This is a genomic window from Paenibacillus sp. FSL R7-0204, assembly GCF_038002225.1.
Classification (GTDB): Bacteria; Bacillota; Bacilli; order Paenibacillales; family Paenibacillaceae; genus Paenibacillus_AQ.
Genome location: NZ_JBBOCA010000001.1, coordinates 2,942,007 through 2,957,770 on the forward strand (window position 1 = coordinate 2,942,007; position 15,764 = coordinate 2,957,770).

At 52.0% G+C, this 15,764-nt stretch carries 19 protein-coding genes; all 19 read left to right on the top strand.

The annotated features are described in order from the left end of the window. Positions 1 to 125: 125 nt before the first annotated feature. A complete protein-coding gene (locus MKX42_RS13025; protein WP_036698160.1) occupies positions 126 to 740 on the top strand; it encodes a genetic competence negative regulator in 615 nt (204 codons plus the stop codon). 76 nt (positions 741 to 816) lie between these two features. After that, entirely contained in the window at positions 817 to 1,512 is a 696-nt protein-coding gene (prsW, locus tag MKX42_RS13030) for a glutamic-type intramembrane protease PrsW (RefSeq protein WP_340752861.1), read from the top strand. A gap of 78 nt (positions 1,513 to 1,590) precedes the next feature. Beyond that, positions 1,591 to 1,737, top strand: a complete 147-nt coding sequence (locus MKX42_RS13035; RefSeq protein ID WP_179090427.1) for a hypothetical protein — start codon at positions 1,591 to 1,593, stop codon at positions 1,735 to 1,737. Positions 1,738 to 1,824: 87 nt separating this feature from the next. Next, entirely contained in the window at positions 1,825 to 3,183 is a 1,359-nt protein-coding gene (ypeB, locus tag MKX42_RS13040) for a germination protein YpeB (protein ID WP_340752862.1), read from the top strand. 183 nt (positions 3,184 to 3,366) lie between these two features. Further along, complete coding sequence (locus MKX42_RS13045; protein ID WP_340752863.1) at positions 3,367 to 4,020, top strand: flagellar brake protein; 654 nt, start codon at positions 3,367 to 3,369, stop codon at positions 4,018 to 4,020. 211 nt (positions 4,021 to 4,231) lie between these two features. Next, positions 4,232 to 4,942 (top strand): (d)CMP kinase, encoded by a 711-nt coding sequence (gene cmk, locus MKX42_RS13050; RefSeq protein ID WP_340752864.1) that lies wholly within the window; start codon positions 4,232 to 4,234, stop codon positions 4,940 to 4,942. After that, the gene (locus tag MKX42_RS13055) at positions 4,939 to 5,526 is read left to right on the top strand and encodes a lysophospholipid acyltransferase family protein (protein ID WP_340752865.1); all 588 of its coding nucleotides are present in this window, start codon (positions 4,939 to 4,941) and stop codon (positions 5,524 to 5,526) included. The genes cmk and MKX42_RS13055 overlap by 4 nt, the downstream gene beginning before the upstream one ends. A gap of 175 nt (positions 5,527 to 5,701) precedes the next feature. Continuing rightward, complete coding sequence (rpsA, locus tag MKX42_RS13060; protein ID WP_340752866.1) at positions 5,702 to 7,030, top strand: 30S ribosomal protein S1; 1,329 nt, start codon at positions 5,702 to 5,704, stop codon at positions 7,028 to 7,030. A gap of 175 nt (positions 7,031 to 7,205) precedes the next feature. Beyond that, a complete protein-coding gene (gene der, locus MKX42_RS13065) occupies positions 7,206 to 8,531 on the top strand; it encodes a ribosome biogenesis GTPase Der (protein ID WP_340752867.1) in 1,326 nt (441 codons plus the stop codon). A 12-nt stretch (positions 8,532 to 8,543) separates the two neighbouring features. After that, on the top strand, positions 8,544 to 9,161 hold the full coding sequence (gene plsY, locus MKX42_RS13070; RefSeq protein ID WP_340752868.1) for a glycerol-3-phosphate 1-O-acyltransferase PlsY: 618 nt from the start codon (positions 8,544 to 8,546) through the stop codon (positions 9,159 to 9,161). Continuing rightward, positions 9,154 to 10,194, top strand: a complete 1,041-nt coding sequence (locus MKX42_RS13075; protein WP_340752869.1) for an NAD(P)H-dependent glycerol-3-phosphate dehydrogenase — start codon at positions 9,154 to 9,156, stop codon at positions 10,192 to 10,194. Before plsY ends, MKX42_RS13075 begins: the two co-directional genes overlap by 8 nt. Positions 10,195 to 10,261: 67 nt before the next feature. Beyond that, positions 10,262 to 10,537 (top strand): stage VI sporulation protein F, encoded by a 276-nt coding sequence (locus MKX42_RS13080; RefSeq protein WP_036698146.1) that lies wholly within the window; start codon positions 10,262 to 10,264, stop codon positions 10,535 to 10,537. 201 nt (positions 10,538 to 10,738) lie between these two features. Then, positions 10,739 to 10,918 carry a DUF2768 family protein gene (locus MKX42_RS13085; RefSeq protein ID WP_036698144.1) on the top strand — a complete coding sequence of 60 codons (180 nt, stop codon included), beginning with the start codon at positions 10,739 to 10,741 and terminating at the stop codon, positions 10,916 to 10,918. An 81-nt stretch (positions 10,919 to 10,999) separates the two neighbouring features. Next, positions 11,000 to 11,623, top strand: coding sequence for a hypothetical protein (locus MKX42_RS13090; RefSeq protein WP_340752870.1), 624 nt, complete (start codon positions 11,000 to 11,002; stop codon positions 11,621 to 11,623). A gap of 27 nt (positions 11,624 to 11,650) precedes the next feature. Continuing rightward, positions 11,651 to 12,019, top strand: a complete 369-nt coding sequence (locus tag MKX42_RS13095; protein WP_340752871.1) for a 2Fe-2S iron-sulfur cluster-binding protein — start codon at positions 11,651 to 11,653, stop codon at positions 12,017 to 12,019. Continuing rightward, entirely contained in the window at positions 12,013 to 12,831 is an 819-nt protein-coding gene (locus MKX42_RS13100; RefSeq protein ID WP_340752872.1) for a DUF3939 domain-containing protein, read from the top strand. The genes MKX42_RS13095 and MKX42_RS13100 overlap by 7 nt, the downstream gene beginning before the upstream one ends. A gap of 427 nt (positions 12,832 to 13,258) precedes the next feature. Continuing rightward, positions 13,259 to 14,737, top strand: a complete 1,479-nt coding sequence (gene spoIVA / locus MKX42_RS13105; RefSeq protein WP_036727319.1) for a stage IV sporulation protein A — start codon at positions 13,259 to 13,261, stop codon at positions 14,735 to 14,737. A 354-nt stretch (positions 14,738 to 15,091) separates the two neighbouring features. Then, entirely contained in the window at positions 15,092 to 15,364 is a 273-nt protein-coding gene (locus tag MKX42_RS13110) for an HU family DNA-binding protein (RefSeq protein WP_019909963.1), read from the top strand. Positions 15,365 to 15,468: 104 nt separating this feature from the next. Beyond that, on the top strand, positions 15,469 to 15,717 hold the full coding sequence (gene mtrB / locus MKX42_RS13115; protein WP_051478165.1) for a trp RNA-binding attenuation protein MtrB: 249 nt from the start codon (positions 15,469 to 15,471) through the stop codon (positions 15,715 to 15,717). Positions 15,718 to 15,764: the final 47 nt, after the last annotated feature.

Sequence of the window (15,764 nt, forward strand, 5' to 3'; positions counted from 1 at the left end):
TATTTATTTACGTGCATTTGTAGCTTCAAAATGATAACATACACATATAGTAACCATTTTTGGCTCATTACTCGGGACTCATCATACATTAATATTAAATGAGCTTGCAAAAGGAGGATCCTGTCATGAGAATAGAGCGATTAAGTCAAGATAAGATACGGATTTTCCTCACTTTTGACGACCTGAGCGAGCGGGGCATCCAGAAGGAAGATATGTGGCAGGAGGTTCCCAAGGTGCACGACCTTTTTACGGAAATGATGGATCAGGCGTACAGCGAGCTTGGTTTTGACGCTACGGGTCCGCTTGCCGTGGAAGTGTTCGCATTGCCCGCGCAAGGCATGGTCGTTATTGTGACCCGGGGGAAATATGATCACCATCAGTACGGTGGGGCCGGGGAAGATGAATTGCCTGAAGAGATTTACGAAATGGAAGTTACTCTTGAACAAAGCGACTCCATTGTATATGCGTTCCGCGATTTCGAGGTTCTGGTAGAAGCGGCTCATGTGCTCATCGGCAATATTACTTCTCAAGGACAACTGTATTCTTATAATGATAAATGGTACCTCTACTTCGATCCGAAGGAGTTTGAAGAGGCTGCACTGTCAGGGCTGGTAGGTGTGCTCGCTGAATTCGGAGATTCCTCTCCGGTCACTCAGGCTGTTCTGGCTGAATACGGCAAGACCGTTATGGCGGAGAATGCGATTCAGACGCTGTGCAATCATTTTAAACGCCAGGAATAAGAGAATATGGTAAGGTACGGGTCCTGCCATAACATCTTCAGCAGGAATTAGGTTTTAGCGCAAGGGAGGCTATTCGGTGCTTTTGTTATCGGTCATTTCGTCAGCAGTTGCACCGGGACTTGCGCTGCTGACTTTTTTCTATCTGAAAGACAAGTATGATCAGGAACCGCTCCATATGGTGCTTAAGGTGTTCCTGCTGGGCCTGTTGATCGTGCTGCCGGTGATGATTATCCAGAGGGGGCTTGTGCTGGGGCTGGGCGGTGGTCCTTATGTGGATTCCTTTCTGATCTCAGCCGGGGTGGAAGAGGCCCTGAAGTGGTTTGTGCTGTACCATATGATTTACAATCATACCGAATTTGACGAGCCCTATGATGGAATACTATACGCCGTAGCGATTTCGCTCGGCTTCGCAACAATAGAGAATGTAATGTATGCGTGGTACAGCAATGCTTCATTCGGCACCATGATTCTAAGGGCGCTGCTTCCAGTCTCCGGACATGCCATGTTCGGCGTAATTATGGGCTACCATATGGGCAGAGCCAAGTTCTCCGGCGGGGTCAAGACCCGGAAGATTCTGCTGATTTCATTGCTCCTGCCCTGGCTGTGGCATGGAATTTATGATTTTCTGATCGCCACGACAGCTAACTACTGGATCTGGTTTATCGTGCCCCTGATGGCAGTTTTATGGTATAGAGGCATGGGGAAGGTAGCGCGGGCCAACAGCCGTTCCCCGTTTCGCTTTTTGAAGCGTGAGGAAGAGGTTAACCTATAAACGAGATGGACACACTTAATCCTACAGGGCAGTTCCTTAAGGCAAGGAATTCCAGAAAGGAGAGAGAGGTGTCTTTTTTTGCGAGTAAAAGTTCGGATTGTCTGCAAGCAGTGCGGTGAAACCTACATATTAAGAGGGAACAAGGAGCAGGGGGTTGTCCAGACCGGCTTCAAGCAATGTCTGTGCAGCTGTGTAAGCGGCTTTGAGATTGAAGAACGGGCCTGAAGACCGGATTCTTGAAACAGTGCATAAGACTTCTCAGTTATTGTCAAACTAACGGCAATAAGCTACTGAAAGGAGCTATGCGGACCTATGTACAAAAGATTAAGTGCCATAATGTTCCCGCTTACCGCACTCTTGCTGCTTGGAGCGCTCGTCTGGGGGTATCAGGAGAATCAGGAGAAGAATTCGATTCTGATCAAGGCGGAGAATCAGTATCAGCGCGCATTCCATGATCTCTCCTTCCATGTGGAGCGGCTACACGGTGAGCTGGGCAATACGCTTGCGGTGAACACAACCTCTAACGGAATGCACCGCAAGGGACTGGTCAATGTATGGCGGATTACCAGCGAGGCGCAGAACGAGATTAACCAGCTGCCGTTGACGCTGCTGCCGTTCAGTGAGACGGAGGAGTTCCTCTCCAAAATCGCTAACTTCTCCTACAAGGCTGCGGTGCGTGACTTCACCAAGAAGCCGCTGACTGAGGGGGAGATGGCGAATCTGAAGACGCTCTACCAGAATTCGTCTGAAATCTCCAGGGACCTGCAGAAGGTTCAGGACAAGGTCATCGGCAAAAAGCTGCGCTGGATGGATGTAGAGACTGCACTGGCTACAGAGCAGAAGGCCGAAGACAACACGATTATCGACGGGTTCAAAACCGTGGATAAACGCGTAGCGGCATACCCGGAGCTGGACTACGGCCCTTCAGTAGCAAGCATCTATGATAAGCGGTCGGTGAAAAAGCTGGGCGGCAAGCCGGTTACCGCTGAGCAGATCAAGGGCAAGGCGATGAAGTTCGCCGAGCTGGGCGGTAAGGCACAGGTGAAGATTCAGGAGAACGGGAAGGGAACCGAGTGGGCCTCTTATACAGCTACTGTGACTTCCGCAGAGCATAAAGAGCCGGTCTCGATGGACTTCACGGCGGAAGGCGGACTGCTGATCTCTTACAATGATAACCGCGGGGTTGGACCGGCCAAAGTATCCATGAAACAAGCTGTGGAGAAGGCGGGTAAGTTCCTGGAGAAGAAGGGATATCACGGCATGACCGCAGTCAGTGCGGACCGGTATGATAATCTGGGTAATCTGACGTTCGTCAGCAGCCAGGACGGCGTGCTCATCTATCCCGAGAAAATGACGGTTCGTGTCGGGCTGGATACGGGGGAAGCGGTAGGGTTTCAGGCAAGCGACTATGTGAATGAGCATAAGGAGAAGCGCGTGCTGCCGAAGCCGAAGCTGTCCCTGGCTGAAGCCAGAGCGATGCTTAACCCGGAGTTCAAGGAGCTGTATAACCGGCTGGCCTGGATCGAGAATGAGGATGCGGTGGAGCTGCTGACCTATGAATTCGGCGGTAAAATCAACGGCTCACAGTTCAGAATTTATCTGAATGCCGCTGACGGCAATGAGGAAGCGGTGGAACAGATCCGCACCTCCTCAGGTGCACAGGACAAATAGCTTGACTTCCCAAGTGGGACGGATAAGCCTGGTTATAATAGAAAAGACGCATTTCCGGAAACGGAGGGCGTCTTTTTTTGTTATTCAGGAAATTCAACGCCTAATAATAATTCTGACCGGCTATGAAGGGGCGTGCTATAATCGGTTTAGCATTTATTACTAACTCAAGCGGCGGTGACATGTTTGTATCCCAAAATCAATGAATATCTATACCTCCAGGTAGCAACCAGCGATGCGGCAGAGTCTGAGATCCAGTACCGGGCAAGGATTGCTGATATGGAGGACGAGAGCATCCTGATAGAAATCCCCATGCAGGAGAGCAACGGCCGGCTTAAGAAGCTGTTCGTCGGTGACGAGCTGTCGGTCTATTTTCTCACAGAGGGCGGTATCAAGAATTACTTCAATACTCATGTGCTCGGCTTCAAGGAAGATGTCATCCGGATGGTCCGGCTGCGCAAGCCTGAGGCAGAATCCATCTTCAAAATTCAGCGCCGCAGCTTCTTCCGCGTCAATGCCGAGCTGGAGCTGGCCGTTAAGGATGCCTTGGGCAGCCGGTTTCTGGTGCGCACCGAGGATATCGGCGGCGGCGGAACGTCATTCTTAAGCGATGCCAAAATTACATTAGAGGTGGCCGACAAGCTGGCCTGCTGGCTGCTCGTCTCCTACCGCAACGGAAGCACAGAGCATGTTAATTTCGAAGGCGAGATTGTACGGATCAAACCGCTGGAGACCGGGCGGAATCTGGTCATGGTTAAATTCTCGGCCATTTCCGATTCGGAGCGGCAAAAAATTATCCGGTACTGCTTTGAACGCCAATTCGATTTCCGCAACCGCTGATTCCTTGAGCAGGAATCTTCAAAAGGGCCCTAAATCAGCTTTTTTCTCCCTAAAAAACCTCAATGTCATTTTGCACTGGGGTTCAAACTGTGGTATAATTTTATAAGTCGCAGGCAATGCCTGCTTTTTTCTTGAGAATATCAGCAAGTTCCTAGAGAGATATGTCAATAGGCGTATTTCTGCGGAAGAGTGTTTGAGGAGGAATGCCCCGTTGGACAGGCAGGATACACATACTAACGACCGAATTAACGTCGCCATCGACGGACCTGCCGGGGCAGGCAAGAGCACTGTAGCCCGATTGGTAGCACGGGAGCTGTCTTACATCTATGTGGACACGGGTGCCATGTACCGGGCAATCACCTGGTATATGCTTCGTGCAGGCATAGCTGCAGAGGATCATGAGCTGGTGGACCGTAAGGTCCAGAATATGGCGATTGAGCTTCTGCCGGAGAAAGATGTGCAGAAAGTGCTGATTAACGGGGAAGACATGACCCCGCATATCCGCAGTCTTCAGGTCAGCGGCCAGGTGTCGCAGTATTCGAAGATTGAGGGTGTTAGATCCAGATTGAGTCACTTGCAGCGTCAAATGGCGCTCCGTAAGGGAGTCGTAATGGATGGCCGGGATATCGGTACAACCGTACTGCCGGATGCCGAAGTGAAGATTTTCATGACGGCAAGTGTGGAGGAGCGTGCTCTCCGTCGTTACAAGGAACTGAAGGATACGGAAACAGTGACTCTCCAGCAGCTTGAACATGATATTGCAGCGCGGGACCGGCTTGATGAAGGCCGGGAGATTTCACCGCTGCGCCGTGCCGAGGATGCAATTCTACTCGATACGACGCATATGGATATCCTTCAGGCCGTGGAAGCCATCGTCTCCCACTGCAGAACCTATGTTAACGGGGAGAGAAATCATCTATGATTTATGCATTTTGCGTGGCCTTGCTTCGTGTGATTTATGCCATACTGTTCCCGCTCAAGATTGTGGGAAGAGAGAATGTGCCGAAGGAGGGTGGAGTCCTGCTCTGCGCGAATCACATCAGTCTGCTTGATCCTATGACGATCGGCATTAAGCTGAAGCGACAGGTAAGATATATGGCCAAGGCGGAATTATTCAATGTTCCGGTGCTGGGCTGGCTCATTAAGCAATTGGGCGCATTTCCTGTCAAGCGTGGCGGCGTAAGCAAAGAATCCATTAAGACGTCCCTCAATACGCTTCGCAGCGGACATGTGATGGGCATCTTCCCGGAAGGAACGCGGAACTCCGATTCCGGTTCAGCCAAGAAGGGTGCGGCAAGCTTCGCGCTCCGCAGCGGCGCAGCCGTTGTACCGGCAGCTATTATCGGGTCCTACAAGCCGTTCCGCCGGATGACTGTTGTATATGGGGCACCCATAGACCTCAGCGCATTCGAAGGTGCGGGAAGTGATTCTCTGGAAGCTGTAACCGATGTTATTATGGGACGCATCCATGAAATGATCAGTACCGGTAAGCCCAGTTCGCGGTAAGTCCGGGAGTCAAATCTCCTGCTTCCGTGAATAGCTTATAAATTACAGCATAACCGCTATTTTTTGGAACATACTAATCAGCAAAGTGAAATGGTTTAACGAAGCAATGATTGTTTTGAACTCTGCTCTACGCGGGTTTAAATAAATGGGGTTTTGAATCGAGGAGGGTAATCACATGTCTGAAGAAATCAAGAATCAAGAAGCTGCGGATAACGTTGAGAATAACGAGACCGTAGAAGGGGCAGAAGCTGTGGAATCCGCTGTAACCGAATCTGCAGAAGTTGTTGCCAGCAATGAAGAAGAAGTGACAAGCCAGGAAGGTCTGGAAATCATTTCTCTGAAAAAAGGCGATACCGTGAAAGGAACAATCGTCAAAATCGAAGATAACCAAGCTTATGTAAGCATTGGATATAAATACGACGGCGTTATTCCTATTCGCGAATTGTCTTCCGTTCAGCTGGACAATGCTGCAGCAGCAGTAGAAGTTGGCCAGGAAGTGGAATGCAAGGTTGTCAGCATCAACGACAACAAGGAGAGCCTGGTGCTGTCCAAGCGTGCCATCGACAGCGAGAAATCATGGGAAGATCTGGAGAAGTATTTCGCTTCCCAGGAATCCTTCGAAGTTACTGTAGCTGATGTTGTCAAAGGCGGCCTTGTGGCTGATGTTGGCGCACGCGGCTTCATCCCGGCTTCCATGGTTGAGCGTCACTTCGTTGAAGATTTCAGCGACTACAAGGGCCGCACACTGCGTGTCAAAGTGAAAGAACTTGACCGTGAGAACAGCAAGGTTATTCTCTCCGCCAAAGAAGTTCTGGAGGAAGAATTCGAAGCTAACAAGCAGAAGATTATGGCTGAGCTATCCGAAGGTCAAATCATCGAAGGTACTGTTCAACGTCTGACTCAATTCGGCGCATTCGTTGATGTTGGCGGCGTAGACGGACTGGTTCACGTATCTGAGATCGCTTGGAACCACGTAGAGAAGCCATCTGATGTAGTATCCGAAGGCGACAAGGTTCGTGTTAAAGTACTTAAGGTTGATCCTGAGAAGGGCAAAATCAGCCTCAGCATCAAAGCAGCTGCTCCGGGTCCTTGGGATTCCGCAGCTGGCCAGATCAACATCGGCGATGTGGTTACAGGCGAAGTTAAGCGCCTTGTAAACTTCGGCGCATTCGTTGAACTGCTGCCAGGCGTTGAAGGCCTTGTGCATATCTCCCAGATCTCCCACAAGCACATTGGTACTCCGCATGAAGTGCTCAAGGAAGGACAGGAAGTACAAGTGAAAGTGCTTGACTTCAACCCATCCGAGAAGCGCGTCAGCCTGAGCATCAAGGAAACTGAAGAAGCTCCGGCTCCTTCGGCCAGACCAGAACGCAGCAACAGCAGAGACAGAGCGCCTAAAGAAGTGCTGAACAATCCTAACGTATCGCTCAGCAACGAAGGCCTCAGCTTCACACTTGCTGAACGTTTCGGCGACAAGCTGGACAAATTCAAGGGTAACAACTAATCCCTTTGTTATCTCATCATAACGGGTAAAGTAATCGGCGAGCCCTCGATCAGAGGGTTCGCCGATTGTCTTTTCCGGGGCATACAGGATAGCGGCAATACATCGGTAAGACGGTTAGCCAATTGGAATGTTTTTTGCTATGATGAGTAACGTAAGGAAGACAGGAGGAATGAATATGGCAAGACCCGTAGTGGCCATTGTCGGCAGGCCTAACGTCGGAAAGTCGACGATCTTTAACCGGCTGATTGGCGATAGACTGGCCATCGTAGAAGATAAACCGGGGATTACACGTGACCGGATATATGGAGTCTCCGACTGGAACGGCAAATCCTTCAGTGTCATTGATACTGGCGGGATTGAGATTGACGGAGAAGACGCTATTCTGAAATCCATCCGTGTTCAGGCGGAGCTGGCGATTGAGGAAGCAGATGTGATCGTCTTCATGTGTGAGGCGAAGAGCGGTCTCACGAGTTCGGATGAGGAAGTGGCGCAGATTCTGTTCCGTTCCGGCAAGCCGATTGTTCTGGCTATCAATAAAGTGGATAACATGAAGCGCACCGAAGATATTTATGAATTTTACACCCTTGGAATTGGTGATCCGATCGGCATTTCAGGAAGCCACGGAACCGGAATCGGCGATCTGCTGGATGCGGTTGTTGAACGTCTGCCCGATAAGGTAGATGAGGAATATGATGAAGATGTCATCCGTGTGGCCTTGATCGGACGTCCGAATGTGGGTAAATCTTCACTGGTCAATGCGATTCTGGGTGAAGAACGCGTTATTGTCAGTGATGTTGCAGGGACTACACGCGATGCGATTGATACGCCGTTCGAACGGGATGGCCAGCGTTATGTGCTGATCGATACAGCGGGCATGCGCAAACGCGGCAAGGTCTATGAGAACACGGAAAAATACAGTGTCATGAGAGCGATGAAGGCGATTGAGCGCGCTGATGTTGTACTCGTTGTAATCAACGGCGAAGAAGGTATCATCGACCAGGACAAGCACATTGCCGGGTATGCCCATGATGCAGGTAAGGCTTCGGTCTTTGTCGTCAACAAATGGGATGCCATTGAGAAAGACGATAAAACGATGCAGAATTTCGAACGCACCATCCGCGATCACTTCCTGTTCATGAGCTATGCTCCGGTGGTATTCCTGTCTGCACTTACCAAACAGCGTCTGCAGAAGCTGCTGCCTGTCGTACAGCATGTGGCCCAACAGCACGCCCTGCGGATAACTACCCATCTGGTGAATGATGTGGTGTCGGATGCCGTAGCGATCAATCCTCCGCCTACGGACAAAGGCCGCCGCCTGCGCATTAACTATGTAACCCAGGTTGCTGTAAAGCCGCCGACCATCGTGGTATTCGTCAATGATCCTTCGCTGATGCACTTCTCCTATGAGCGTTATCTGGAGAACAAGATCCGCGCAGCGTTCAATTTCGAGGGTACACCGATCCGCCTCTTTACGCGGCGCAAATCCGAGAACGAAGGTTAGGGGAGAAGAGTAGTGGCGTTTGAACTTCTGGTTATCGTTATAAGCTATCTGCTTGGCTCCATCAGCTTCAGTGTACTGCTCGCCCGGCTGCTTAAGGGGATTGATATCCGCCAATATGGAAGCGGCAATGCGGGGGCGACCAATACACTGCGTGTGATGGGGAAGGGACCGGCCATACTGGTGCTGTTTCTGGACGTACTGAAGGGAATTGCCGCAGTCTGGCTTGGCACATGGGCCGGGGGATGGGGAAGCTGGGTTGCAGTGGTCTGCGGGCTCGCTGCCATCATCGGGCATAACTGGCCGGTCTATTTTCACTTTCGCGGGGGGAAAGGGATTGCAACGACGATTGGCGTGATGGCTACGCTGGTATTCTGGCCTGCACTGGTTGCCGGTGTGATTGCTATTCTCGCTATTGTACTTACACGGTATGTCTCGCTGGGCTCGCTGATTTTTGTGGCGCTTACTCCAGTATTCCTATTGTTCACGGAGCATACAACCCCGGAGCTATGGGGAAGTCTGATTATTGTAGTGTTCGCCTTCTGGCGTCACCGCAGCAATATCGTGAAGATCTCGCAGGGCCGTGAGAACAAAATCGGCTCCAAAGCCAAGGAGGGGAATCGCGTTGTCTGATAAAGTAACCGTGCTGGTCGCGGGCAGTTGGGGAACTGCGCTGGCTACTGTGCTGGCGGCTAACCACTCGGAGGTTTATCTGTGGACGCGAAAGCCTGAGCAGGCTGCCGAGATTAACGAAGCACATACGAATCATCATTTCCTGCCGGGGATCAAGCTCCCCGGGAATATTATTGCCACCACGGACATGGAGACTGCCGTCTCCGGTTCGAAGGCGGTAGTTATTGTGGCGCCTTCTTCCGGAATGCGCCAGGTGGCGCACAGCCTTAAGCCATTCTGGAAGGACGATATGCTCTGTATTCACGCCACGAAGGGATTCGAGACCGAGACGATGAAGCGGATGTCCACAGTGATCTCGGAAGAGCTGGGCTGCGGTGAGGGCGATATTGTGGTGCTCTCCGGGCCGAGCCACGCTGAAGAAGTGGTACGCCTCTGTCCGACCACGGTCGTAGTGGCTTCGCCGGATGAGAGCCGTGCCAAAGCAGCGCAGGGACTGTTCATTAACAATGACTTCCGCGTGTACACCAACAGGGATCAGCTAGGGGTAGAGCTGGCTGGTGCACTGAAGAATATTATCGCGCTGGGTGCAGGGCTGTCCGACGGACTAGGCTTCGGGGACAACGCGAAGGCGGCGCTGCTTACCCGCGGCCTGGCCGAGATCTCCCGGGTCGGTGTGGAGATGGGAGCGAATCCCTTAACCTTCTCCGGCCTTGCCGGACTCGGTGACCTGGTCGTAACGGCAACGAGCCAGCACAGCCGGAACTGGCGCGCAGGCTCCATGCTGGGCCAGGGCCAGCCGCTGAATGAGGTGCTGGACTCGATGGGCATGGTTGTCGAAGGCATCCGGACGACGGAGGTTGCATATGCGATCTCGCTGAAGCTGGGCGTACAGATGCCGATTACCGACCAAATTTATCATGTGCTGTTCAAGGGCAGAACACCGCGTAATGCTGTGGAAGCTCTGATGGGCCGTGACCGCAAGACGGAGATGGAGGCCATTTCCCAGGAGACCTGGGAGCAGTGGCATTCCTGATCACGTTCACCTTTTGCCGGAATATCTCATATGTTGTTAATGGGGATTGACGGAGGAGGGATGAACAGTGAGCAGAGATTTTTCCAAGGATGCTTTGAACGCCATCAACAAGAAGACGGGCAAAAACATTTCGGAAGGTGCCATCAAAAAGCTGGCCGGTACGGTTAAGCCGGGCACCACACAGAATGAAGCCCAGCTCCGCCAGTTAATTAAGCAGGTATCAGCTATGGCTAAAGTGCCGGTCAGCGAGGCTACCGTGCAGGAGATCGTCAATGCTGTTAAAAAAGGCGGCGCCGGTTCCGGTACGATGGAGTCTTTAATGAAAATGATGCTGAAAAAATAGCATATCCGTGAAGTAAAGCCATTCCTGCCGGGATGGCTCCTTTTCAGACTGGGCATAACTCCGGAAGGTAAGCAGATTCCGCGATTTATGCCTTTTTTTACCATACGAAGGGGCTAATCTGTAATTTAATACTTAAAAAATGGCGCATTTCACGCTATAATAGTCGCAATCCGGAAAAAGTGAAATGGAGGCGCATGACCTATGGACCCGATGACAAAAATGTGGCTGTCTCTGATTGCGGTACTGATTATGGGCTTATCCGTTTTTCTGATTACTTTTGCACGCAGTAAGACGAAGGGCCTGCTTAGAGCAGTTTTATCGGTCATTGCTTTTGTCATCCTGCTGATCGGAGTTTTGGGCGGGGCTGCTTCAATTATGTAAGCATTTACATTATACTCAGGCAGACGTATTTCTGACAGAATCGTTAGTTGATTTTTACAGGAATGGGGCGTGTGTAGATTGATGGCTGGTTCAGGAATTCCCTATGTGCTGGAGACGGCACTGGGCAGCATTGCGGAGGAGCTGGATGGTATCGGGCCGGGTAAGCCGCCGGTGTGGCTGCTGGGGGGAAGCTGCGGTCTGCTGCTGCACGGGGTTCAGCTGAGTGCTGCTCCGCGCGATATTGACCTCTACTGTGATCTGGAGGATACCGCACAGCTTCATCAGGCACTGCTGAGATACACGGTCTGCGCGCCGGAAGAGGATTATAGCGGAGGCTGTTACTCTCTGCGCGGGCTCTACTTCATCGGGGAGGTGAAGGTTGAGCTGGTGGGGGGATTCAGGATCGGCGGCGGCGGCTCCGGGCAATATTCAGTGGATATCAGCAAGCTGCAGCCCTATGCTCCGAAATATGCGTTCGAAAGGAGTGGACGGCTGGCCCTGATGCCGCTTGTCCATGAGCTTATCTTCAATCTGCTGCGCGGCAGGGAAGAACGCTGCCGGGCTATTGCGGAGCTGATTAAGCGTGATATAGCCGGTCATTTGCCGCTTTTGGAGCAACTCGTTGAGGAGAATCATCTGAAAGCTGCTGGCCTGCAGCCAAGGCTGGACGAGCTGCTGGGGATCACTGAATCTATGCGTATATAACCTGAACGCAGGGAAGGAGGCTGTAAGATGAATGCGAAATCACAAATAACGGTCACTTTTCTTCCGGAACACCGCACTGCTTCTGTCAAGCACGGGATATCGCTGCTGGAAGCTGTGCGCAAAGCCGGAATTGTCCTGCCTACCCGCTGCGGGGGGAAGGCGGGATGCATGATGTGCAAAGTGTCCGTAGAGCATGCGGAAGCCGGGGCACTCAGACCTCCTGCTGAGGCGGAGAAGCGCAAGCTTGGCAGCCTGCTGGATGAAGGCGTCCGCCTGGCCTGTCAGGCCGCTGTATGGGGCGATGTCCATGTGCATATTCCCGAGGACCCGCTGAAGGCGGCTGTACGCCGCAGACTGGAAGCGGCGCGCCGTGGCGAAACGGAGGACTTATGGTGAAGGTTATTCCCGGCGTATATGCAACTCTGAGTGAACAGAGAGAAGACCTGCAGATGGACTCCATGCATCTGGTGAAGCTCCGTCAGAGGCGGAATAGGTCTGCTATTCTGCTGCCTTTGCTTGCCCTGCTGCTCTTGTCTCTAAGCGGCTGCATGTATCCCCGGGAGCAGCAGCAGCCCGGCAGCAGTTACAGGGAGAGTGTGAAGCGGGTGCAGGCGGCGGTCGATGATTATCAGGAGCAGAAAGGGCTGCTGCCGATCTTGACCAGCGATCAGGCCACGCCCAGATACGAGAAATTCGTAATTGACCTGAATAAGCTGCAGCAGGAAGGGTACCTGGATGAGATCCCGGCGGCAGCGTTCGAGAAGGGCGGGAGTGCCCATTTTCTGGTGCTGGATGAGGAGACAGACCCTCAGGTCAAACTGATGGACCTGGTGACCGTGCAGAAGGTTAACGATATCCAGCGTAAGGTGAACCTCTATAAGTCTGCGCACGGCGGGAAGCTTCCGGCAGGAGAGGAGCTGTATCCGGGCCTTGTGTCCATTGACGCCAAAAGGGCAGGGACCGGGACAATCAAGCTTAGCAGCGTATATTCGGGCCAGCCGCTAGAATTCCTAATGGATAGCAGCGGGACGGTCTATGTGGATTACAGCGGGGATATCTCCTCGGCCATCGATAAGAACGGCAGTGCACCTGCGGCAGAGCGTGACCTGCGTCTGGAGCTGGAGCAGGCTTCTTATTATGTTCCCGTCAAGTCAATCCCTTATCTGTGGGTTGACGGCCGTCCGGTCCCGCAGGCTCCGCAGGAATAACAATACTACCTGAGTCATCATCGAAGCTAAAGCCCCACTTTGTGGGGTTATTTTGCTATGGAGAGTCTCAGAACGGATAGTAGTTCTAGGCCGCAGGCCGCCCTCATAGACTTGATGAGAAGACTTCCGGGTGTCTTGACGCAGTGGCGAGCCAGATGGGGTATACGAAATTTCAGATGCAAAAATGCGCGGACGCTGGTCATAAATCCGTTACGGATACATATGATGATACTAGTCCAAATGCATGTCCGAGCATTCGGAGTTTAGCGCGGGGCAACCTTGCTTCGCCTCAGGCAAGTAAGCTAGGCTTCGGGCGGGCAAAGCTTAGTCCGGTGGTTGTCCTGCAAGGGTCAGTTTGCCGGCGGAACGCGAAGTCGATGCTCTTCAGGCATTTTTTCTTCGGAGTAATATGAGGAGGGGATCTCTTTTGGAAAAAGTGGATATTTTCAAGGACATTGCCGAGCGTACCGGCGGAGACATTTATCTTGGCGTCGTCGGCGCGGTTCGCACGGGGAAATCGACATTCATCAAGCGCTTCATGGAAACGATTGTTCTGCCGAACATCACTAGTGAAGCAGACCGCGTAAGAGCGGTAGATGAGCTGCCGCAAAGTGCGGCAGGCAAAACTATTATGACTACCGAGCCTAAATTCGTACCCAACAATGCGGTGCAGATTAAGGTGGCCGAAGGCCTGGAGGTTAACGTCCGGCTGGTCGATTGTGTAGGCTATGCAGTGGAAGGCGCAAAAGGGTATGAGGATGAGAATGGTCCGCGCATGATCTCGACTCCTTGGTTCGAGGAACCGATTCCTTTCCAGGAAGCGGCTGAAATCGGGACACGCAAGGTCATTCAGGAGCACTCGACTTTGGGTGTGGTAGTCACTACGGATGGTACGATTGCCGAGATTCCGCGGAGCTCGTATGTCGATTCCGAAGAACGCGTGATCGCAGAGCTGAAGGAGGTCGGCAAGCCGTTCGTGCTGGTCATCAACTCCACCCGGCCGCGCAGTGAGGAAGTCCAGCAGCTCCGCAGTGAGCTTGCCCTCAAATATGATATTCCGGTGATGACGCTCAGCGCTGCGAATATGACCGAGGACGATGTAACCGGCGTGCTGCGCGAAGTGCTGTATGAATTCCCTGTACATGAAGTCAATGTTAACCTGCCGAGCTGGGTTATGGTGCTGGGCGAGAATCACTGGCTGCGCAGCAGCTATGAGAATTCTGTCCGCGATACCGTGAAGGATATCCGCCGTCTCCGTGATGTGGACCGCCTGGTCTCCCAGTTTACCGAATATGATTTCATCGACCGGGCAGGCCTCAGCGGTATGAACATGGGCCAAGGGGTAGCCGAGATCGACCTTTATGCTCCCGAAGAGCTGTATGATCAGGTGCTGATGGAGGTAGTCGGGGTCGAGATTCGCGGCAAGGATCACCTGCTCCAGCTAATGCAGGACTTCTCCCACGCCAAGCGCGAATATGACCGCTTCTCGGAAGCGCTGGAAATGGTTAAGACCACGGGGTATGGCATCGCCGCACCTTCCCTGGCTGAGATGGCGCTGGATGAGCCTGAGCTGATCCGTCAAGGCTCCCGCTTCGGAGTCCGGCTGAAGGCTACGGCACCGTCGATCCACATGATCCGGGTGGATGTCGAGTCGGAGTTCTCGCCGATCATCGGTACGGAGAAGCAGAGTGAAGAACTGGTGCGTTATCTGATGCAGGACTTTGAGAATGACCCGATCAAAATCTGGGAATCCGATATCTTCGGCCGGTCCCTGCATTCCATAGTCCGCGAGGGCATCCAGGGCAAGATCGCGATGATGCCGGACAATGCCCGCTACAAGCTGCAGGAAACGCTGGGCCGGATTATCAACGAGGGCTCGGGCGGACTGATTGCCATCATCCTTTAAATGAAATAAGCTTGTCCTTTGGAGCGGGAGCATTTCCCGCTCTTTTGCTATTTCCAGGCGCTTTCGCTGCTAGAGTGGAAAAGGGGAATTCTCCCTGGAAAGCTTCCGTTTTTACGGCATAACTGGTAGTTATAGACTGCGAAATTGCAGCGGAATGAAGGGAAACCTGCTACTTTCTGCTCCTTTTTTGAGGAACGCCTTGATATTATGGTTTGGCTGTATTACTATAAGTTTGTTGCGCTTCTAGAAGAGAGGTGCCAGTATCTAGTAATAAACGGGATTATCACGTATATTTTACGTTTAAACGGAAACAGTGTATGATACCGGAACTTTTAACCAGGGAGGTGAGAAGACATGAATAAATCAGATTTGATCAACGTAGTTACAGAAGCAACTGAACTTCCCAAAAAAGACGCTACGAAAGCGGTAGATGCCGTTTTTGAAGCAATTACAGGTGCACTGCAAAGCGGCGATAAGGTTCAGCTGGTTGGCTTCGGAAACTTTGAAGTGCGCGAACGTTCCGCACGTAAAGGCCGCAACCCGCAGACTGGTGAAGAAATCGAAATTCCTTCAAGCAAAGTACCGGCTTTCAAACCCGGTAAAGCGCTGAAAGACGGAATCAAATAAAGATTTCTACATATCTGCCCCATAGTCCTTGAATACCAACGATGCCGCCTTCCAGGGCGGCATTTGTTTTTGAGAGAGGCTCATAAACTTTGAGGAGGATTACAATGACTGAGAAGAAGAATGAAGTGAATCCTGCACCGTCCGGCAGCGACTATATCGTAGTCAAGGCCAAGGAGAACGGTGTTCAGGTCATCGGGCTGACCAGAGGGCTGGACACACGGTTTCACCATACGGAGAAGCTGGACAAAGGCGAGGTGCTCATTGCCCAATTCACCGATCACACCTCAGCAATGAAAATCCGCGGCAAGGCTGAAATCTGGAGCAAACACGGACAATTAGAAAGTGAAAGCTGAAAAGCAGGCATAGCCTGCTTTTTTTCAAAATATAACTAGATATGGGT

Excerpts from the sequence above, each read along its gene's own strand:
- MKX42_RS13110 (WP_019909963.1), top strand. The coding sequence starts at position 15,092 with ATGAATAAATCAGATTTGATCAACGTAGTTACAGAAGCAACTGAACTT.
- MKX42_RS13025 (WP_036698160.1), top strand. The coding sequence starts at position 126 with ATGAGAATAGAGCGATTAAGTCAAGATAAGATACGGATTTTCCTCACT.
- mtrB (WP_051478165.1), top strand. The coding sequence starts at position 15,469 with ATGACTGAGAAGAAGAATGAAGTGAATCCTGCACCGTCCGGCAGCGAC.
- ypeB (WP_340752862.1), top strand. The coding sequence starts at position 1,825 with ATGTACAAAAGATTAAGTGCCATAATGTTCCCGCTTACCGCACTCTTG.
- der (WP_340752867.1), top strand. The coding sequence starts at position 7,206 with ATGGCAAGACCCGTAGTGGCCATTGTCGGCAGGCCTAACGTCGGAAAG.
- rpsA (WP_340752866.1), top strand. The coding sequence starts at position 5,702 with ATGTCTGAAGAAATCAAGAATCAAGAAGCTGCGGATAACGTTGAGAAT.
- MKX42_RS13090 (WP_340752870.1), top strand. The coding sequence starts at position 11,000 with ATGGCTGGTTCAGGAATTCCCTATGTGCTGGAGACGGCACTGGGCAGC.
- MKX42_RS13095 (WP_340752871.1), top strand. The coding sequence starts at position 11,651 with ATGAATGCGAAATCACAAATAACGGTCACTTTTCTTCCGGAACACCGC.
- MKX42_RS13055 (WP_340752865.1), top strand. The coding sequence starts at position 4,939 with ATGATTTATGCATTTTGCGTGGCCTTGCTTCGTGTGATTTATGCCATA.
- MKX42_RS13085 (WP_036698144.1), top strand. The coding sequence starts at position 10,739 with ATGGACCCGATGACAAAAATGTGGCTGTCTCTGATTGCGGTACTGATT.
- MKX42_RS13100 (WP_340752872.1), top strand. The coding sequence starts at position 12,013 with ATGGTGAAGGTTATTCCCGGCGTATATGCAACTCTGAGTGAACAGAGA.